This window comes from Nostoc sp. ChiSLP03a, assembly GCF_034531215.2.
Classification (GTDB): Bacteria; Cyanobacteriota; Cyanobacteriia; order Cyanobacteriales; family Nostocaceae; genus Nostoc.
On the sequence record NZ_JAVRBQ020000164.1, the window covers coordinates 61719 to 81736 of the forward strand.

Here is a 20018-nt window from a genome sequence, read left to right on the forward strand (position 1 = left end):
ATTTTACTTTTCGTTTTGAAGAACCATTGTGTCTGCTGCACCCAGTTGCAGAGCATAAAGGTTGGCATAAACACCCTGCTGATTAATGAGTTCGGCGTGAGTACCCTGTTCTACAATTTGCCCTTGCTGAATTACTAATACCCGATCTGCTTGAGTAACTGTACTGAGACGGTGGGCAATTACGAAACTAGTACGACCTTGGAGTAATCGAGCGATCGCACTTTGTACTAGTGCTTCTGTGCGGGTATCGATGCTGCTGGTGGCTTCATCCAGAATCAGAATTCGGGGATTAATTAATACCGCCCGAGCAATACTGATTAGTTGTCGCTGTCCTTGGCTCAGAGGCGCTCCCCGTTCTCCCAATTGAGTTGTATAACCCTGTGGTAGTGAGGTAATGAACTCATGCACATTTGCCAGTTGTGCAGCCGCTTCGATATCAGCTTGGCTGGCGTAAGGAGCGCCAAAAGCTATATTTTCGGCAACAGTACCAGTGAACAAAATATTATCTTGTAGGACGATGCCAATTTGACGGCGCAGACTTGCTTGAGTCACACTACGCACATCAAGATCGTCAATTTTTACTGCACCGCTTGATACATCATAGAAGCGCAAAATCAAGTTAATAATTGTACTTTTTCCCGAACCGGTTGGCCCGACTAATGCAACCATCTCTCCTGGATAGGCGTGTAAATTCACTCCTTTAAGAACCAGTCGATCTGGGTTATAGCCAAATTTGACATTCTCGAATGTCACCTCACCTTGAATAGGCGGCATTTCTATGGCATCGGGTGCATCTTTGAGTTCTGACGGTTCATCTAATAATAGAAATATTCGCTCTAATCCGGCAAAAGCAGATTGAGCTTGAGTATAAAACTGGCTGAGAATTTGGATCGGGCGAAAGAACTGCTGGACGTAAAGTAAAAAGGATGTCACTACACCCACTGTTGCAGCTCCTGTTACCGCTAGATAACCGCCATAGGCTAGCACGCCAGCCGTTGCTAGTGTGTTGAGAAAATCGATAGAGGGCAAAAAGGCGGAAGTAATTGCCACAGCCTCAACGTTAGCATCTCTATTAGCGGCGTTAAGAACGTCAAATTCTGCGATATTCATCTGTACGCGATTAAATGCTTGTGCTTCTCGGACGCTGCCAATATCTTCTTCTAACTTGGCGGAAAGTTCCCCAATGGTTTGTCGGGTGACGCGAAATCTGGCTCTTGCCCAACGTGCAAACAAGCTTGTGGTAAAAATCATCAGTGGCACAACCAGATTGCTCAACAAACCAAGTCGCAGGTTGATTGAGAGCATGGCAATTACAATGCCCACCAAACTGAAAGTATTGCCCAGCATTTGGGCAATCGTCAGTCCAAATGCTTGATTCACGGTGTTGACATCATTGAGCAAGCGACTCATTAAATCACCTGCTTCGCTGCGATCGAAAAAGCTGAGTGGCAGACTTTGGATTTTAATGAAAATATCTTGTCTTAGTTGAGCCAGCAATCGCTGCATAATCCAGCCGACTCGAACAATTTGACCCCGAATTGCTAAGACACCAAGTCCGTAGTTCAGTCCTAGTAGCCCTAACAACATCAGCAGTCCTTGCAAATTCCCTTGTGCAATCAGACGATCGATCGACCAGCCGAGAAAGAATGGCCCAACTGCCTGAGTTATGGCACCAATTAATACTAATGTCAGAGCGATGGGAATTTCTTTGCGATAAAGCAGCACGTATTGTAAAAAGCGCCGCAGGGTGGAAAATTGCTGACTCGTGTTTTCCTCAGATGCAACAACGGGAATAGTGCCTCTCATTTTTTCTCCTTCGGCTTTACCTGAGATTCCAAAATTACACCGTAGAGTGGACTGGTTTGCATCAATTCTTCGTGAGTGCCTTGTGCTACCAATCGTCCTTTATCCATGAGAAAAATGCGATCGGCATTCTGGATGGTGCTAATACGTTGAGCTACTACAAAGGTTGTACAAGCTTTTTGGCGCATTAAACCATCTAGTTCGGCTTGAATTTGGGCAGCAGTTTTCGCGTCTATAGCCGAGGTACTATCGTCAAGTATCAGAATGCTGTAATCGGTTAGTAAGGTACGAGCGATCGCAATTCGCTGCTTTTGTCCACCAGATAAGCCTACGCCCCGTTCGCCCACAATCGTCTCGTAGCCATCGGGTAAACCGCTAATAAAATCGTGCATTTGGGCAGTTTTTGCAACTTCAATCACCTGTTTTAAGGTGGCATCGGGTTTGGCGTAGGCAATATTTTCGCGGATTGTGCCAGAGAAGAGGGTGGTTTCCTGAAAAACAATCCCAATATGCGATCTGAGGCTTTTGAGTGTGAAACTTTTTATATCTCGTCCGTCAATGCGAACTGCTCCCTTGGTGACATCGTAAAAGCGAGGAATCAGGTTCATGATTGTGCTTTTTCCCGAACCAGTCATTCCGAGAACGGCGATTAGCTCGTTAGGCTTGGTTTCAAAGGATACTTCTTTGAGAGTTTCGGTTGTCGCTCCGGGATAGCGAAAGGAAACATTTTCAAAGGTAATTCTACCACCACAAGTATCAAAGGGGACAGCACCAGGGCAATCGCGAATTTCTACCTCTGCATCCACAACTTCGTAGACACGTTCGGCGGAAGCAGCTGCTTGAGCGATCGCGGGTGCGGCAAATCCAATCAACAAAATCGGTTGGAGAATCAACGCTAGGTAGGAGTTAAACGCCACCAGTTCGCCAATGGAAAATCTGCGCCCAATCACCTGCGCTCCCCCATAGCCGAAAACTGCCAGTGTTACCAAATTACTCACCAAAAAGATGAACGGGAAGGTATTGTGAATGGCGCTAATGGTCTTCATGTTTGCCTTGACTAGACCATCATTTAAAGTCGTGTAACGCGACCTTTCGGTGGACTCCCGCACAAACGCTTTCACCACCCGGATTCCTAGTAAATTCTCTTGCAATACAGCATTCAGGTTACTCAGTTGCTCTTGTACTTGCCGAAAAAGTTTATTATTCCGAGTCACGAATTGTGCCATTAACCATGCGGCTATAGGCACTGCCGTTAGCGTAATCAGTGCTAGTTGCCAGTTCATCACCAGCAAAACCACCGAAATAGTCACCAATGTCACAAGCGAACCGACGACTTGAATTAAACTAGTACCAACAAAGGTACGGATTTGTTCAATGTCGCTGGTGACACGGGTTAGGAGTTGGGAAGTCTGCGCCTGGTCATGAAAGCTGAAACTGAGATTTTGAATTTTGCTGAAAATTTTGTTTCGCAGGTCATAAGCAACACCCTGAGACGCTGCTTCTGCTAAATAGCTTTGTCCAAAGTTAAATACACCACGAGCGATCGCCGCGACTACCATCCAAGCGGCACTATATAGCACAATCTGGAGATTTTTTGGCGCGATTCCCTCATCAATTCCCCACCGAAATAGTTGTGGAGTGAGTGCGTTGGCGATCGTCAACAGCAACAGGCTCACCAATGCTCCCAGTGAAGTCCATCGGTAAGTGCTTAAACTTTTAAGCACGCGCTGGGTTGCCTTTATCGACGAAGTTTCCTGGAGTTCTGGTTGCTGAACCACTGCAATTCACCCCTGTATATTGGAAAATTATCGTACTTTGATTGTAAAAAAACAATTGACCATTTGATAGTGGCGAATGTGAAATATAGAGTACCTCTCTTGTTTGTGGTGCAAATTCCGAGTTTTGGGACAGTGGCATGGGAGAATACATTTTTAGCAAGCATTGCGGCTAATCAATTTCCAGACCGAAGAAAACCAAAGAACAAGAATAATGGCTCAAAATTTTCATCGTAATTCCCAACTTTCCTCGAATATCTCAACTACTATCAGTCGCACAGCAAAGCCAAGTTCAGAGTTCTACTCTATTTTTTCTGAAGAAGAAGTTTCAGGGATAATTCATGCATTAGAAGTCAGACGAGAAATTCCTCTCAAGTATTCTTATAAAGGGAGAGGTGCAAAAATTTGGAACGATTTTTATCTAAAACATGCTATTCCTAGATGGTATGGAAGAGCAAATGTAGAAATTGACCTTTTAAAAGATAATTTTAAATACCTGAATGGTAATATAAAAGCTGGTGATAGAGTAAATATTATAGACGTTGGTGCAGGTAATTCATATCCAGTTAAAAAGTTTATCCGCAAACTAAATCAATTAGAAAAGGTTAATAAATATATTGCTTTAGATATTAGCGAAGAATTGCTTCATGTCTCCAAAAGTAATTTCAAAAAATGGTTTCCACTAGTCGATTTTCTCAGTTTCACAATTGACATAGAAAGTAGTTGTGTACCCAAAAGTTTATTCCAAAATCAAGCTAGCCTTGAAATTGACGACACAGCCAAAATATTTTTACACTTAGGAGTTACCATTGGAAATCATCAAAATAGAGATGAAGTGTTCAAAAACTTTAGAGATAGCATGGGAAAAAATGATCTTTTAGTATTTACTAACGAAACTGGTTCTAACTCTACATGGGATGGAATAGTTAGAGGTGGCTGCAAGTATCATGTAGAAGAAGTATATGGATGGGTTAAAAAGAAGATTGGGATAAAATCTGAAGATTGCGAACTAGTGAGAAAATACGATTTCAAAACAGATAGTATTGTTGCTAATCTGAAACTGCGTCATGATTACACTATAAATTTTAGTCGGATGGGTATAGAGAAAAATATTGAAATCTCTAAAGGTGAAGAGATTACTATTTGGCGGCATCACAAGTATGAAATACCTAAACTATTGCAAGAGCTAGAATGTTCTGGACTACAACTTATTCATTATACTACTAACAAATACAAATCACATATTATGGTAATTTGTAAGGTTGCCAGTAACAAAGTTCTTCACTTAAAGGATGTTTGAAAAGTTATGATTGATGTATCAAATATTCTTTTACCCCACCCTAACCCTCCCCTTATAAAGGCTACGGTGTATACACAAGTCTGAACTGGTTCCAGAATCTGGGTTTTACCCCACCCTAACCACTGCCCGAATTCAATCAACGATCGCCCGAATTCAACAAACGACCGCCCGAATTCAATCAACGATCGCCCGAATTCAATCAACGATCGCCCGAATTCAATCAACGATCGCCCGAATTCAAGAAATGACTGGATTTCACTTCTCGTTCCCAGTCTGAGACTGGGAATGGCTTATTAGAGGCTCTGCCTCCAGCCAGACATTGAGTCTCTGACTCAATGAACGCATTCCCCTGCTCAGACTGGGAACGAGGAAAGTCTTATTAAGGTTAGGTTTTTAAGACTTGTGTATACACGGTAGATTTATAAGGGGGGACTAAGGGGGGTAATTCGACTTGTGGTACAAGCATTTGAGCTAAAGTTGACAATAATGCCCAATACTGTGTACTCATTCAAATGAGAATCGCTATAACTTAGATACTATAATGGCAGCCAGTAGAATTTTTTAGGTCTTTTAGCGAAAATTTCTCCGATCCGTATCTAATGTGGTATTAAATATTTCTGATGATGCTAAAAAATCAGTTTAACTTGCTTTGTGTATCAATTAAATGTACATCAAACGCGGTCTAGGCTCAGGAACTGGACGCCCCAAATCTTTAGCAGTTTCTATCCATTCCTGCACAACTAATTCTACATTATTCAGGGCTTCTTGATAAGTATCACCGTCAGCAGCACAGCCTGATAACTCTGGGACTTCAGCAATAAAGGCTCGATCTAATTCACTCCAGTAGAGAATAATTTCATACCGAAACATCATTTTTACTTCCTAGCTTATATTTGAGAATCACTGCCCGAACTTGTTTAATTTGATAGCTTTTAGCTTTTCCTTTTTTATGTTGCAGGTTCAATATCTCCTCAACATCGGCTTTGACAAAAATACGATGATCGCCACGAATCCGTTCTTCAAAGCCTAGTGTATATAAAAGTTGCCACAGTTGGGCGAAGGGGATATCTGTATCAGAAGTCCCAGAGATAATTTTGTCTAAGAGTTTGTCTTGCTGACTCACGTTTTTCCGACTGCCTTAATGTTTCTATAGTCTCATATTTCTTTAAAATCAGGGTATCCAAAAGAAAATCTATCATTTTGCTCTTGAGTTAAAGCATCCCTGATGACAATGACTAGTCCAGTTATAGGGCAAACTTTAGGCTTGGATACTGTTCTACTAATTGACTTGATTTTAAAAAATACTAATTATTTGGATGTTACAGATGATTTTTTGGAAGCGATATTTTGCGGTGAGTTTAATTTTGTAACATAAGTTTCGCCTGTAGTAAAGTGTATCATTTATCTTGACGAATGATGCTCATTTACCCTTGTTACTGGGGTTATCAATCTTAATATCGACTCAATTTATACTTCCCCGACTTTTCTAGAATCCTTTAGCGTAAGGTTCCACAGGAAAGGTATCACCAATTTATAAGTGATGTAGGCAACTACAGAGGACAAATTATTGAGATTGCTCATATCATAATGCTGAGGTATAAATCCATCTCAGTTCATAATGCTATTGAGTAAAAAATATTACATATTTATGAAGAATCAACTTCTAAGTGCAGTTGCATTTTTAACCACGATTAGTTTGACAACGACCGTACAAGCGGCTAATTCTGAACATGTTAAACAGTTATTAGCAACCAAACAATGTCAAAACTGTGATTTGACGAGTGCAGGTTTAGTGATGGCTGACTTATCTGGAGCCAATTTGAGCGGTGCTAATCTCACAGGTGCTAACCTCAGCCGTGCAAACTTGAGCGGTGCAGATTTGCGGGGTGCAAACTTAAGTGGCGCGAGTTTATTTGGCGTTAACCTGAGCGAAGCTAAATTTAATGGGGCAAATTTGACGGGTGCTGATTTGAGAAATAGTTATTTAGCAAATGCAGAACTAACTGGTGCTTACTTGAATGGGACTAACTTTCAAGGTGCAGTTGCGATACCATCACAAATTGCTTCACCAGCAGAATTTTATGCTTTGGGTGTAGCAGAAGGGCAAAAAGGCAACCAACAGCAAGCAATCAGTTATTTTAATCAAGCGATCGCAATTAAACCAGAATATGCGGATGCTTATCTAGCTCGTGGTGTTGCCCGTTACCAAATACTAGATAGACAAGGTGCATTTCAAGATGCTCAAGTTGCAGAAAAATTGTTTACATCCCAAAACAACAGCACTGGAACTTTAACAGCCCAAACTTTTATAAAAGAACTACAAACACCCGTCAATGAGAAGGTAAGTACTGGTAAACCCAGCTTCGTTGACTTTTTGGGAAGTATTGGCTCAGTCTTGCTCAATTTCTTCCCTTTTTAAAGGAGATAATAACAGTTAACAAATACAACTCTTGGAGACGCTGTTCGCGTTCGCGGTTCCTGAGCGTATTTGAAGGGCAGTACAAATGACAAATGACAAATGAGAAATGACTTTATCTAACGAATTATGGGCAGCAAATCAAGACTTAGCCCAAGCTTGCTTAGAGCATCCTTTCGTTCAAGGCATTGGCGATGGTACTCTTGAACAAGCTAAATTTGCTTACTACGTAGGGCAAGATGCTTTTTTCTTAGAAGCTTTTGCCCGTGCCTACAGTATCGCCGCAGCTAAAGCACCAGACTGGTTAGGTTTTACCACATTTCATAATTTAGCTAGTGGAGTTTTAGAAGAACTTCGCCTGCATAGTAGCTATGCTTCTGAGTGGGGAGTCAATTTGTATGCTGTAGAACCTGCATCTGCCACCCGCCGCTATACTGATTTTTTGTTAGCAACTGCTTGGAGCAAAGATGTAGGTTTAACTGCGGCGGCGATGTCTCCCTGTATGCGTTTGTATGCCTTTTTAGGAGAAAAATTGGCTGGTAACGGTATTCCTAATCATCAATATGCAGACTGGATTCGTACTTATAGCAGCGCAGATTTTCAACCACTAACACAACAATTAGAAAATTTGGTTGACAATTATGCCGCTACCAATTCTATTGTGCATTCAACTTATCGTTACGCGATGTTTTGTGAACGCGACTTTTTTCAAGCTGCATGGATGTCCCGTTGAGTAACTTCATATCGAGCAACTTTTTTGACTTTTCCTAACTGTCAAACTCGCGTTGTTTTCAGATATAGCACAAGCCTTGGTGGTTAGGACATTAACAGATGATAAAACTTAGACACAACAAGACTTTTCACCCAATCCCCAGTCACCAGTCCCCAGTCCCTTGCTATATCAAGCTGGGTAAAAATGCTAAGTTCTATTTTTAAACCTATACACAAAAAAGACGCAAATTTATCCTTTGCGTCTTTTTTTAAGATTTGAAAAATTAGAAACTGAATGTGGTTCTCAATGCACCAATAACAACATCATCATTAGTGTCGTTGTGATCTGGAGATGTTAACCAGATGACTCCAGGAGTAATGGTGATATTGTCACTTAGCTTATATTGGTAAAAAGCCTCAAGATGATAGGATGTATCGGGATCGCTATCCAACCCTGCGATGTCAGAACTTGTCACTTTCGGCTCCACACCAGCGATGATACCTGCTAAGTTGCCTTTTTTACCGAGGTCAGGGAAGCCCAAGGTGACAGCATAGTTCCAAATATCAACGTCTCCACGAGTTCCTCTCAAGCTTTGGCTGTTGGTGTATCCAGCCCAACCACCCAAGACAATGTTATCAGTGATGCCAATGGATGCTTCGACACCGTAAGAATTACTGGAAAATCCTACTTGATCTTCTGGTAAACCCTGGATAGCTGCTATATTCTGGAAAGTAGCAGCATTACTACCTGTGAGTAATGGTTGATTGTAGGAATTGATGTAAGTTAAACCGATAGAAATGCGATCGCTTGGTTTAATTGTCAGCTGTGCCAACGCACCATAAGAACCATTGAACAAACCATTATTGGGTGTAGGGTCATTAGCTGTACCACTCAAATACCCTAGACTCAGTGCCAATTTATCACTGAACTCGTGCGTTACTGCCAACCCCGCGCCATTTATCTGATTATAAATTGGGTTGCGTGTACCAAAGGTGGACAAAGCACCAAAGGAGCCATCACCATCAAAGAGATTGACAGTACTGGTAATATCATCTGCTGCGGCTGCGTTGACAAGAGCAGTAACCTCTGTTTTTTCACCCAGAGGGAATTTGTAATACAAGGCATCTATAAAAGCATTAGTGGTACCATCCTCGCCAGCAAAAAATAAGTTACCTTCTGGCGTACCAATATTAGGGCTGAAAATATTATCAGCCTGGATTCTGGTGAACAGCGTATCTTTTCCTGTAAAGCTGGTCACGAATTCTATCCGCGCCCGTAACCCTAAAGTTGTATTCTTATCTGTAATTTCTGCACCGTTAACTGTATTTCCTGACAAAACATCGCTAACGACTGCAACAACTTCTCCTTGCAATTTAGTTGTAGTTGAGAACTGATTCGCCTCCAATTCAGCAGTTCGCGCTTCTACTGTATCCACACGGCCTCGGAGTGTCGCCAGTTCAGCGGAAAAATCTTCTTGCAACTTTTGTAATGTGGCTAAATCTTGTTTGTTAACTAAATCGCCAGTCGCTGTAGCAATAAGTTCGTTAACGCGATCGAGACAAGCATTCAAACCAGCAGCAAACTCATATCGCGTTAATGCCCGATTACCGCGATAGGTGCTATTTGGGTATCCTGCAATACAGCCATAGCGCTCAACCAAGGATTGCAATGCTTGAAATGCCCAGTCGGTTGGTTGTACATCAGAAAATTGAGACACGGAGGTAACTTGCGCTTTTGTCTGAACTTTTGTGTCTGGATTAGCTAAAACTTGCACTTGATTGATTTCAGACATGCTAGAAGTTTCACCTGCAAATGTAGCAGTATTCACAAATAGCATGACACCGCAGACTGCTGGACTAACTAGCAGATATTTCCAGAATTTTTGCATTTCTCTCCTCACACCGATCTCCAACTCACACCCAAACCACGTTTTTTAAACGTGTATTTTATGAGAATATTTGTCAGCAATCTTATCAGAAGTAAGGAAACTTTTTAACAAAAAAAGTCAAAAAATCCTAATTATTCAGGGAAAACTAAATTGCAGAGAGTTGTACCGTCTGAAAAAGTTTTGTTGTTATTCATTACACAGAGACCCAGAATGATATTATGTACTGAGAATGAGAATGAGAATTATTATAGTATAAAGTTGTCAAGAGGAATTTTGACAGAGGCAGAGTCAGCATCCGTTTTGGGGGCAAAATACGTGATTGTGAATTGCAGAGAAATTAGAACAGGTAGGCAAAGAAGCGGCATCTTGCCCATAATTGCTCTGCTAATGTTATCGATGGCTACTGGGTGTAGCCAATCGAATCCAAATCAGGGAACAACTTCCGAACAGTCGCCGCAAGCACAAAAAGCTGCTTCTATCCCACAGGCGCAGCCGGGAAAAACTAAAGTAGTAGCGACATTTTTGCCGATATATTTGTTTACTAAGGCAGTAGCTGGGGATGTGGCAGATGTAGAAATTCTAGTGCCACCTGGTACGGAGGTACATGAATACCAAGCGACACCAGGAAATGTCAAAGCGATCGCTACTGCTAAGGTGTTAGTGAAAAATGGTTTAGGCTTGGAGGAATTTCTGGAAGGTACTGTCAAAAATGCCCAAAATCCCAAATTAACTGAAATTGATGCAAGTATTGGTATTAAACCCTTAAATGAAATTTCACCTGTTGTCAAAACGATGCCAGATGAAAAAGACCACGAACATAGTCAGGGTAATCCGCACGTTTGGTTAGATCCAGTTTTAGCAAAACAGCAGGTAACAAATATTCGAGATGGATTAATTGCTGCCGATCCGGCGAACAAAGCTACTTACGAAGCAAATGCTACAGCTTATATTAAAGAATTAGAAAGTTTAAACAGTGAATTTCAGCAGACTTTACAGAAAAATCCCACTTGCACCTTTATTACCTTTCATGATGCATTTCCATATTTAGCTAAACGCTATAACCTCAAGCAAGTTGCTGTGGTGCAAATTCCCGAAGATCAACTTTCACCAACAGATGTCCAAAATGCCGTCAGCGCTGTGAAAAAATACAAAGTTAAAGCTTTATTTAGCGAACCAGGAGTAGATAATAAACTGCTGAACAGCCTCTCTAAAGACTTGAAATTAAATTTGCGTACTCTGGATTCTCTAGAAACTGGCGAAACAGACCCACAGCATTATTTCAAGGCAATGAAAGCTAATTTGCAAACTCTGGAAACATCGTGTAAATAGATTTGTCCTTTGTCCTTTGACCAATGATCAACGACCAATAACTAATGACCAATGACTAATGCCCAATAACTAATGACCAATGACCAATGACATTCCTATTTTGAAAGTAGAAAGATTAACTGTTTATCAAGGCAGCTATCTAGCTGTTCGAGATATTTCCTTTGAATTATTACCAGGAACAGATACAGCCATTGTTGGCCCCAATGGTGCTGGTAAAAGTACCCTGGTAAAAGCGGTTTTAGATTTGATACCTCGAAGTGCTGGGACAATTGAAATCTTGGGTCGTCCAATTTCCAGATTAGGGCATTTACGCCACACATTGGGCTATATGCCGCAAAACTTCATTTTTGACCGGAGCTTTCCTATTTCTGTCAGTGAATTAGTCGGACTAGGATGGACTAAGGAAGGCAAAAGAAAAAATTCATTTTTCTCCAAGCTGTGGAAACAAGACCGAGAAAAATCGGCAGCAGTAACAGAAGCCTTACGGCGAACTGATGCTTATCATTTACAGCATCAAGCTATTGGTACTCTTAGTGGCGGTCAACTGAAGCGGGTTTTATTGGCTTATTGTTTGGTAATGCCTCGGAAACTCTTGGTATTAGATGAAGCCTTTGCTGGTGTTGATGTGCAAGGTGCAGCAGATTTTTACGCTTTGCTAAATGAATTAAAGCGAGAAGAAGGTTGGACAGTATTACAAGTTTCTCACGATATTGATATGGTAAATCGGCATTGCGATCGCGTGCTTTGCCTGAACCAAAGCATTGTCTGTACTGGTAAGCCAGAAATTGCCCTTTCACCGCAAAACCTGTTAGCAACCTACGGCCCAGGTTTCAGTCGCTACCAGCACCAACATTAAAAAAATTTGTAATTCGTAATTCGTAATTAAAGAATGAAAAATGCCAGTAATTATAAATTTCTTCAATGATTGTCAGATAATTTGGCTTGCGATCGCTAGTAGTAATGACTTGCTAGAGTTGTTACAACTTCCTTCGATACAGCGTGCGATCGTCGGTGCTGCCTTAATGGGAATACTTGGCGGGATGTTGGGTAGTTTTGTCACCTTGCGCCAGTTGTCATTTTTCAGCCACGCGGTTGGTCATGCGGCATTGGTAGGTGTGGCGTTAGGTGTGTTGCTACAAATAAATCCTACTTGGATGTTGTTACCTTTTACCTTAGCTTTTGGAGTTATTGTCCTCTACTTCATCGACAAAACCGACTTAGCTACCGATAGCATACTTAGCATCGTGCTATCTGGGGCATTAGCGATCGGTTTAATTCTCACAAGCCTAATTAAAGGATATCGTGGCAACTTGATGGCTGTACTGTTCGGGGATATTCTAGCGATCAACACCACAGATTTGATTTTGACGCTGCTAGTCCTTGTGGGAGGAAGCATCTTTTTACTATCAACTCTGCGACAGCAAATTTTATTGACCCTTAACCCCGATGTCGCCCAAGTTCAAGGCGTTCCCGTCCAATTGTACCGCTACGCTTTTGTGGTCTTGCTTTCACTCGCCGTTGCTGTGGCGATTAAAGCTGTTGGTGTTTTACTGGTGAACGCCTTTTTGGTCATTCCTGCCTCCACCGCCAAACTGATGAGTCACCACTTTAGCCGCTTTCTAGTCATGTCGGTAATAGTTGGTTCCATTAGCAGCATTGCTGGCATCATTGTCTCAGGTATTTTCAACCTTGCTTCTGGGCCAAGTATTGTTCTTGTCCAGTTTCTCTTATTTGTAGCCGTTTTCGTCTGGTTTAAGTTCAGTTTGAAAGCTGCATAACTATTTTTCTCCAAAGACTTGCTATATTATTTTATCTTTGCTAAATTGATTAATCGTGGCTCACAAAAGCCCCAGCCGGGATAGCTCAGTTGGTAGAGCAGAGGACTGAAAATCCTCGTGTCACCGGTTCAAGTCCGGTTCCTGGCATAACAAAAATAAGTAAAAGCCTTGATATAGCAAGGATTCAAGAAAACCACCCTAGTAAGTGTAGAAAAACTAGTAGTGGTTTTTGCAATTTTTAACTTGACTTTGACTATGAATTGACTATGATAATAGTAGAGCAGAGGTTTTCATAGTCAAGGTAAGAATATGGTAATGAAGGTAGAACATAAAGCATCTAAAGGTTCAGTCGGTATTGAATCATTTCAAGAAAGAATCAGATTACGTTTACCACGTCACCTATACAATGGGAAGCAAAAATATCTAACTCTGGGAATGGCAGATAATCCAGAGAATCGTAAGTTAGCAGAAGCTAAAGCAAAGCAAATTGAATCAGATATTGCATTTGAACGCTTTGACCCCACATTAGCTAAATATAAACCCCAAACTCATTTAACTCTGGTTGCACCCATAACAGAAGGTCAGCAACAAACAACATTGATCGAGTTATGGGATAAGTACACAGATTATAAGTCTAAAACTTTGAGTGTAACCACTATTAATAAGGATTATAAAAAAACTAAAAACCACATTGCTAGTTTACCAACACAGAAGCTTTCAGAAGCCGTAATAATCAGAGACTTCTTACTCAAGACATTAACACCTAATGCAACAAAGCGTGTTCTGACTCAATTAAGGGCTTGTTGTGATTGGGCAATAGATTCTGAGTTGATTAATAGTAACCCTTTTGTGGGGATGTCACAGAAGGTAAAAGTAGCTATAAACGATGAAACTATCAACCTATTTAACAAAAGTGAGCAAAAACAAATTATCGCGGCTTTTGAGAGGAATACATACTACAGTTATTACACAAGCTACGTTAAATTTTTGTTCATGACAGGTTGTAGAACTTCTGAAGCTATAGGTTTAACTTGGGGTCACATCAATAGTAATCTAACTCTAATTACCTTCTGTGAAGCTGTAGTAGAAGGGAATCGTAAAGATACTAAAACTCATAAAAGTCGCAAATTTCCTGTTAATCAATCACTTAAAGAGTTATTAGTTTCTATTAAACCAAGTAATCCTAATGCAGATACACCAGTCTTTAAAGCACCCAAAGGTGGTTTAATTGATGCTCACAATTTCCTTAATCGAGCTTGGAAAACTGTACTATCTGAGTTAAATATTCCTTACCGTCCCCAATACCATACACGACATACCTTTATCACAAATTGCTTAGAAGCTGGTATCAGTGTGGTACAGGTTGCTAAATGGGTAGGTAATTCACCAGAGATAATAATGAAACACTATGCAGGGACAATAAGACAAGTACAAGTACCAGAACTATAACTGTATTCATCATACTCGCACTAATAGCACTCATAATACATATAGTAGCAAGGGATAGTAAACACACAATACTATCCTTTTTTCTTACCTCATGTAACATCTAACAGTTATTTCATCTAACGGCACTCTGAACATTAACTAAATTACTATAAACAAGTTACTTTAGGACAACTAAGTTTAATAGATAATTGTATTTACCTTATTTGCACTAGTTTAATCAGCAATAGATATGATAGGTATCTTAAGTAATAGTTCATATATTATATTGAATAACCTTAACTTGACTAGAGTTATATATATACAATTACCTTAACTAATATATTTAGTTCTACTTTAAGTAAAAGGTTTACAAGCAGTTAATACAATTGAATAAATTATTTTAATTACATTAGAAGCAAACTAGATAAATAACATAGACTAATTCATTCATCTTATTTATTGCTATACATAATAAGTTGTATAAAGTAAGAAAATATGGCTAATGCTAATAAAATGACTACCTTAATTGCGCTAATAACCATCAACCAATACTGATGCAAGCTTAAATAAGTTAAATGTCAAAAGATATTATATAAAATGAAAAAAATGTAATCAATTATTTTTTAAAAAGTGAACACAAACAGATTTTTTGTGTTTACAATATTCGTATGGGAGCAAAAAAAGCTCACCAAACGAACCTTGAAAACCGAATATCTAAGACGCTCTGAGGTAACAGAGGCATCGACTAGTCAAGGATGCCAACGGTAGGTAAAAAACGGGCTGAGGATATTCTGCATAGTACCTAACCACACATTCTGAGGAAGTCTGTTTAGGTCGTATTCATTCAAATTAATTATTAACCATAACAACAATGCCAAAAATCACAGATAAACATCTAAACCATATAGTTAGTACTCGATTAAATAATAAAGATTATGAGCAGTTAGTTGATACAGCAAAACTCCATAAGCTGACAAGTACAAGTTTAATAAGGAAGTTAATTGTAGAATATATTGATAAATTAAATAGAAAAATACCAGAACTTAATTAAGTACTGGCATCTAGGATATATATAAAACGACCATCTAAAAAGCAATAATTATTTAACTATGAATACCGAATATTGTAACACTTTTGACGAGAATCAAAGCCAACTAGAACTTGATTTAATTCAAGAAAAACATTCTGATAACTTGCTGTTTCTTCCAACAAAATATGAAACCAAAAATATAGTAAAAGTTAATGAGGAAACTACCAATACATCTAGAAATACACAAGGTACGATTCCACGAGCCGATATTATAGGTACAGAGATAGCTGAAAAATATCGAGATAAATGGATATTTAACAGTGAAGCTAATTGTTGGATGATTTATGAATTAGAACAGTCTGGTATTTGGAGTAAAGTAAATGACTATTATATTGAAGGATTAATCAATAAAGAACTCAAAAATCAAAAAATAGCTGGTTATGGCTCTGTTAATTATATAACTAGCATTATTGGTAAACTTAGGCTTGAATTGATAGAGATAGGTTGGGAAGAAAAATCTCCTACCAAATTACTACCATTTCAAAACTGCGTACTAGAGATAGCTACAGGAAATATTCTCGATCATTCACGAGAATATCGCTTTACTTGGTGTTTACCGCGTGATTTTGATAACTCCAGTCGTGAATTTACACTGATTAATCAGTGGTTAGATGAAGTCACGAACAATAATGATTCAATCAAAGAAATATTACTATGTTACTTAGCCGCTATTCTCAAAGGTCGTGCTGACCTCCAACAATTCTTACATTTAATTGGTTCTGGTGGTACAGGTAAAAGTACATTTGTTGGACTTGCACAATCGCTTATAGGTGATAGCAACGTATGTACAATTACTCTTGGTGATTTATGTAAGCAGCGATTTCCAGCAGCAAATGCTTTCAAAAAACGACTGGTAGTATTTCCAGATCAAGATAGATATCGTGGAGATTTGCAAAAATTTAAGTCTGTTACAGGACAAGACTTCATTTTTGCGGAAGAGAAAGGTAAACAAGGGTTTCAATTCAAATTTGATGGTATGGTCATCATGGCATCAAATGACCCTGTGTTTGATACTCGTAACTCATCTTGGTTGACAAGGAGACAGATTTTAGTTCCATTCACAAAAACTGTAGATAAAACAAAACGTAGAAATTTAGTAGAAGAGTTTCAACCTGAGTTGAACGCATTAACTCAATATTTATTGAATATTCCTGATGAAAGAATTACTCAAGTATTAAGGTGTGGAATAGATAACCCAGAACTAGCTAAACATAATTTAGAACATCACATAAATAGTAATCCTATTGCAGGTTGGATTGATGAGTGTGTTATTCAAGATGGCAGTAGTAAATGTGCAATAGGGAATGATAAAGCAGACAGCAATACTCTATTTGGTAGCTATACACAATGGTGTCGTAAGTCTGGTAGTTATTATGCTCCCAGTTTGCGTAATTTCAGCCCTGAATTACTAGATTTTTGTAACTCTATTATGGGATGGAAAGATGTTAAGAAAGTACGTGCTAACAGAGGTTTTTCTATTCACGGCTTGAGATTACGTCAACTCGATAAGGATGACCATATTCTTTCACCATTAGCAGTTAGTGTAGAGTCAAAGCTACATGGTGAAGAGTGAGTGTAGCATCATAACCCAGTCAGGATAAGGGTTGTGTAGGTTGTGTAGGGTTAGAGCATTATTTCTAAATATATTAGGGTAATGCTCTGACCTTGAAATGAAATAAGGGAACAATAACCTAACCTAAACCACAATCCATAATTTACTATGGTATCTGAGCTTAAATGTATTAATAATCCTACACACTATACATAACCCAGTCAGTATAAGGATTACAGCACTACACTTGACTCTGCACAGTGTAGTGTTTGATTCTACATAAAATCATAGGGTTGGGATTTTTAATTAAAAGTATAATAAGTAACTCCACTCAGACATATCCTAAGTATTAACAGTTATTCTCATAATAATGAGAGTATCACTAAAATCAATTGAATATGGATTATGCAATCTCAATGTATGAGGCTGGTAAAAAAGTTTATCCAAAGGACTGTGATTTTGGTTCTTACTCAGAACAAGGTTTAAACTTAAGTAATTATTCCGAGTTAGATACCATGTTAATGATGCAAAATGGATTTTTAACCCACATTCCGCACCATTATTATTATGACTTTACATCAGAGTAAGTTGGTTTATAAAAATATTCTTGTAGTTCTTCTAAGCCTCATCTGTATGGAAGTTGGTTTATCAGAATCCATAAGTTCTAAAATGGTCTTAGCACAAAATGTAAGTGCTGATCCGCTTTGCTATTGGCAAACTACAAATGGTACAAGCATAGACTTAAGAGCTTTATGTGCATCTAAATCTAATCAGAATATACCTACGATATCTTTAACAAATACACAGAATTTGATTATTAATAATATTAAATTTATTAGGGTTGCGGGTACTAAGGAAATACAGTATGAAATAGTAGGTACAATCACAAATACAGGAAGTATTCCTCAGAGATTTATAGAAGTTTATTATCAAAGTTACGCTTTAAATGATGGTTTATTAAAAGTTAGGGACTCCAACAAAGTATTTGTAGATAATACTACATTAGAACCAGGCGAAAAAACAACTTTCCCTGTTGAATTTGAATATGATAAACAAAAAAAAATTGGAGCGCGAAGTCGTTTTGATGTGTTGGTAATAACTTCTATAAATTCAATTGAAGAAGGCTCTATACCACTTAATATTTGCTATGCAAATAGTGTTGAGAGAAGAGAATTGTGTAAGCGTCTTTCTCCAAGGCAAATCAGAGAATTTGGCTAAAGTTTATAGTATTGAAAGCAGAAAACCCAGTGGCTTGAGTCCTGGGTTATTGACATAGAACCTACTCTCTACTTACTAAAGTAAGCACTTCTTTAAACGTTCTTTCATTCAACTCATAAATAGACGCTGAATATGAATATTGCAAAAGCAATTGCTTTAGGTGGTCAAAGAGTTTATCCAGAGCAATGTGACTTTTATTCTTATAAAGAATTACTGTTATGTTGCTGTTTTTGTGGACAAGAAGTTTCTTTGAAAAAAGGTAGGATTAGAAAATATCATTTTGCTCATTTTGCAGGTACAGATCCTAAACAAGTAGAAGAATGCGAACTGAGAGCATCATCTTATGGCAAGAATACACAAATAAATAGTGTGATTGAAAATAGGGGACAAAGATTAGAGATATTTCAACAGCACTTTTTAAGTTTGATTTATGTTGGGCAAGAAAAAATTGTTGATGATGTTAAATTTAATAACTGGATTTATTCAATCAAACGTGACAATAATCAAGCAATTAATAATATTGCCAATGATTGTATAGAATACTTTCTAACTCATCAGAAAAAAATGGAGGTGTACTGCGTTTATCTCAAAGATGATCAACCCTTACTTCAACAGCAAATAGCTTTAGAGGCAATAGATTATTTGTGCGTTAAATCTAGTTATAGATTGCTGAAATACATAATATATTACTGTATATACCAATTAGATAAACAAAACCTTACAAAAAATAATATCGATTCAATTTGTCATCGTGCTATCAAAATAATTATACTTAATCCTTGGATAAAAGCATTAGATAATAAAAATATTAAATCATCAACTATTAATCTTTCTCAATTATTTGAACCTGAAATAGTAAAAATTCAATCCCAATCTCCACTACAAATATTCTTGTCAGCTATTCAGGATGGTACTAAGGGTAAATCAATTAAAAATATTAATTCATTAAATATTAATGCTTCTCAATTATCTAGTGTCGAGCGCGATAAATTGAAAACACCTACTACACTAGGACATTCATTCAATGCAATGCAATATGGGACTGTAGATAAAACTACTAAGGTTAAAAGTGAAAAACCCGTATCTGTTAACTGCAAAGTGGTAACTGAAATCAATACTGATGAAAATACAGCTATTCAGTTTAGTTTTATGGTGAATGACTTCATCAAATGTGACAACAGAATGGGATTCAAAAAATTAGATGGTAAACCAGTTAAATCATTAGTTGAAATCTGGCAGAACGCACGGGTTTACAAATTTTCAAAACAGTTTGAGTTATCAGTAATTAACTACACTGATAACCTGTTTCCTACTGATGGTTATTTAGTTGGTTATAGTAACTACAAAACCCGCGCTGATGTTGCTGCATTATTTGAAACAATGATTAGTACTGGGAACTTCGAGTTTATTAAGACGGTGGAACATGAGGGTAAATTAGTAATTACATCATGTTACAATCCCTCTGTTTTCTTACTATTTGAGTTACTTGAACACTGCCAAATTGAAGAACATATTAGTGATGAATATAAATTTAAACCAATAGAATTCAATACTGTTATGCAATGTATGATTAATGCGGCTGATAAAGCAACTAATACCAAATTAATATGAAGCTGCATAGAATAGAGCTTCCAAGATAAAGTTATAAGAAGAGACAGAAATTACCTGCTCAAATGTGAGTTGGTCGAAGATTTCTTGGATGCGCTCGCGTAAAGCTTGTAAAGAAGAG

Annotated in this window: 16 protein-coding genes and 1 tRNA gene; 12 read left to right on the forward strand and 5 right to left on the reverse strand. The window is 38.4% G+C overall.

The features are described from left to right. Window positions 1–3: 3 nt before the first annotated feature. Both RMY32_RS28065 and RMY32_RS28070 read right to left on the reverse strand, forming a co-directional pair. Window positions 4–1806 carry an ABC transporter ATP-binding protein gene (locus tag RMY32_RS28065; RefSeq protein ID WP_322715106.1) on the reverse strand — a complete coding sequence of 601 codons (1803 nt, stop codon included), beginning with the start codon at window positions 1804–1806 and terminating at the stop codon, window positions 4–6. After that, a complete protein-coding gene (locus tag RMY32_RS28070; RefSeq protein ID WP_322715107.1) occupies window positions 1803–3581 on the reverse strand; it encodes an ABC transporter ATP-binding protein in 1779 nt (592 codons plus the stop codon). The genes RMY32_RS28065 and RMY32_RS28070 overlap by 4 nt, the downstream gene beginning before the upstream one ends. A gap of 211 nt (window positions 3582–3792) precedes the next feature. Here RMY32_RS28070 and RMY32_RS28075 point away from each other — a divergent pair, with 211 nt between their 5' ends. Continuing rightward, window positions 3793–4878 (forward strand): L-histidine N(alpha)-methyltransferase, encoded by a 1086-nt coding sequence (locus RMY32_RS28075; RefSeq protein WP_322715108.1) that lies wholly within the window; start codon window positions 3793–3795, stop codon window positions 4876–4878. A gap of 660 nt (window positions 4879–5538) precedes the next feature. Here RMY32_RS28075 and RMY32_RS28080 read toward each other — a convergent pair. Continuing rightward, on the reverse strand, window positions 5539–5751 hold the full coding sequence (locus tag RMY32_RS28080) for a type II toxin-antitoxin system HicB family antitoxin (protein ID WP_322715109.1): 213 nt from the start codon (window positions 5749–5751) through the stop codon (window positions 5539–5541). Next, window positions 5735–6001: a type II toxin-antitoxin system HicA family toxin gene (locus tag RMY32_RS28085; protein ID WP_322674294.1), complete on the reverse strand. Its 267-nt coding sequence runs from the start codon at window positions 5999–6001 to the stop codon at window positions 5735–5737. The genes RMY32_RS28080 and RMY32_RS28085 overlap by 17 nt, the downstream gene beginning before the upstream one ends. 525 nt (window positions 6002–6526) lie before the next feature. Here RMY32_RS28085 and RMY32_RS28090 point away from each other — a divergent pair. Together RMY32_RS28090 and RMY32_RS28095 are read left to right on the forward strand one after the other, a co-directional pair. Beyond that, window positions 6527–7297 (forward strand): pentapeptide repeat-containing protein, encoded by a 771-nt coding sequence (locus RMY32_RS28090; protein ID WP_322715111.1) that lies wholly within the window; start codon window positions 6527–6529, stop codon window positions 7295–7297. 106 nt (window positions 7298–7403) lie between these two features. Next, window positions 7404–8027: a TenA family protein gene (locus tag RMY32_RS28095; RefSeq protein WP_322715112.1), complete on the forward strand. Its 624-nt coding sequence runs from the start codon at window positions 7404–7406 to the stop codon at window positions 8025–8027. A gap of 262 nt (window positions 8028–8289) precedes the next feature. On the opposite strand, the gene RMY32_RS28100 is transcribed toward RMY32_RS28095, so the two are convergent. After that, window positions 8290–9894 carry an iron uptake porin gene (locus RMY32_RS28100; RefSeq protein WP_322715113.1) on the reverse strand — a complete coding sequence of 535 codons (1605 nt, stop codon included), beginning with the start codon at window positions 9892–9894 and terminating at the stop codon, window positions 8290–8292. Between the two features lie 387 nt (window positions 9895–10281). Here RMY32_RS28100 and RMY32_RS28105 point away from each other — a divergent pair, with 387 nt between their 5' ends. The 9 genes from RMY32_RS28105 to RMY32_RS28145 all read left to right on the forward strand — a co-directional run bounded on the left by RMY32_RS28105 (window position 10282) and on the right by RMY32_RS28145 (window position 19900). Then, entirely contained in the window at window positions 10282–11223 is a 942-nt protein-coding gene (locus RMY32_RS28105; protein WP_322715122.1) for a metal ABC transporter substrate-binding protein, read from the forward strand. 79 nt (window positions 11224–11302) lie between these two features. Next, entirely contained in the window at window positions 11303–12079 is a 777-nt protein-coding gene (locus tag RMY32_RS28110; protein WP_322715114.1) for a metal ABC transporter ATP-binding protein, read from the forward strand. A gap of 40 nt (window positions 12080–12119) precedes the next feature. Continuing rightward, window positions 12120–13001 (forward strand): metal ABC transporter permease, encoded by an 882-nt coding sequence (locus RMY32_RS28115; protein WP_322715115.1) that lies wholly within the window; start codon window positions 12120–12122, stop codon window positions 12999–13001. A gap of 74 nt (window positions 13002–13075) precedes the next feature. Continuing rightward, window positions 13076–13148 (forward strand) — tRNA-Phe (locus tag RMY32_RS28120). A 168-nt stretch (window positions 13149–13316) separates the two neighbouring features. After that, a complete protein-coding gene (locus RMY32_RS28125) occupies window positions 13317–14450 on the forward strand; it encodes a tyrosine-type recombinase/integrase (protein WP_322715116.1) in 1134 nt (377 codons plus the stop codon). 1088 nt (window positions 14451–15538) lie between these two features. Further along, a complete protein-coding gene (locus RMY32_RS28130) occupies window positions 15539–17092 on the forward strand; it encodes a phage/plasmid primase, P4 family (protein WP_322715117.1) in 1554 nt (517 codons plus the stop codon). 377 nt (window positions 17093–17469) lie between these two features. Then, complete coding sequence (locus tag RMY32_RS28135; RefSeq protein WP_322715118.1) at window positions 17470–17658, forward strand: hypothetical protein; 189 nt, start codon at window positions 17470–17472, stop codon at window positions 17656–17658. Further along, a complete protein-coding gene (locus tag RMY32_RS28140) occupies window positions 17639–18289 on the forward strand; it encodes a hypothetical protein (protein ID WP_409884168.1) in 651 nt (216 codons plus the stop codon). Before RMY32_RS28135 ends, RMY32_RS28140 begins: the two co-directional genes overlap by 20 nt. Before the next feature lie 132 nt (window positions 18290–18421). Continuing rightward, window positions 18422–19900, forward strand: coding sequence for a hypothetical protein (locus RMY32_RS28145; RefSeq protein ID WP_322715120.1), 1479 nt, complete (start codon window positions 18422–18424; stop codon window positions 19898–19900). Window positions 19901–20018: the final 118 nt, after the last annotated feature.

What these genes read in the sequence shown, in the direction of transcription:
- RMY32_RS28065 (WP_322715106.1), bottom strand. Translation starts at nt 1,806, where the DNA reads ATGAGAGGCACTATTCCCGTTGTTGCATCTGAGGAAAACACGAGTCAG.
- RMY32_RS28075 (WP_322715108.1), top strand. Translation starts at nt 3,793, where the DNA reads ATGGCTCAAAATTTTCATCGTAATTCCCAACTTTCCTCGAATATCTCA.
- RMY32_RS28080 (WP_322715109.1), bottom strand. Translation starts at nt 5,751, where the DNA reads ATGATGTTTCGGTATGAAATTATTCTCTACTGGAGTGAATTAGATCGA.
- RMY32_RS28090 (WP_322715111.1), top strand. Translation starts at nt 6,527, where the DNA reads ATGAAGAATCAACTTCTAAGTGCAGTTGCATTTTTAACCACGATTAGT.
- RMY32_RS28095 (WP_322715112.1), top strand. Translation starts at nt 7,404, where the DNA reads ATGACTTTATCTAACGAATTATGGGCAGCAAATCAAGACTTAGCCCAA.
- RMY32_RS28100 (WP_322715113.1), bottom strand. Translation starts at nt 9,894, where the DNA reads ATGCAAAAATTCTGGAAATATCTGCTAGTTAGTCCAGCAGTCTGCGGT.
- RMY32_RS28105 (WP_322715122.1), top strand. Translation starts at nt 10,282, where the DNA reads ATGTTATCGATGGCTACTGGGTGTAGCCAATCGAATCCAAATCAGGGA.
- RMY32_RS28110 (WP_322715114.1), top strand. Translation starts at nt 11,303, where the DNA reads ATGACCAATGACATTCCTATTTTGAAAGTAGAAAGATTAACTGTTTAT.
- RMY32_RS28115 (WP_322715115.1), top strand. Translation starts at nt 12,120, where the DNA reads ATGCCAGTAATTATAAATTTCTTCAATGATTGTCAGATAATTTGGCTT.
- RMY32_RS28125 (WP_322715116.1), top strand. Translation starts at nt 13,317, where the DNA reads ATGAAGGTAGAACATAAAGCATCTAAAGGTTCAGTCGGTATTGAATCA.
- RMY32_RS28130 (WP_322715117.1), top strand. Translation starts at nt 15,539, where the DNA reads ATGAATACCGAATATTGTAACACTTTTGACGAGAATCAAAGCCAACTA.
- RMY32_RS28135 (WP_322715118.1), top strand. Translation starts at nt 17,470, where the DNA reads ATGGATTATGCAATCTCAATGTATGAGGCTGGTAAAAAAGTTTATCCA.
- RMY32_RS28140 (WP_409884168.1), top strand. Translation starts at nt 17,639, where the DNA reads ATGACTTTACATCAGAGTAAGTTGGTTTATAAAAATATTCTTGTAGTT.
- RMY32_RS28145 (WP_322715120.1), top strand. Translation starts at nt 18,422, where the DNA reads ATGAATATTGCAAAAGCAATTGCTTTAGGTGGTCAAAGAGTTTATCCA.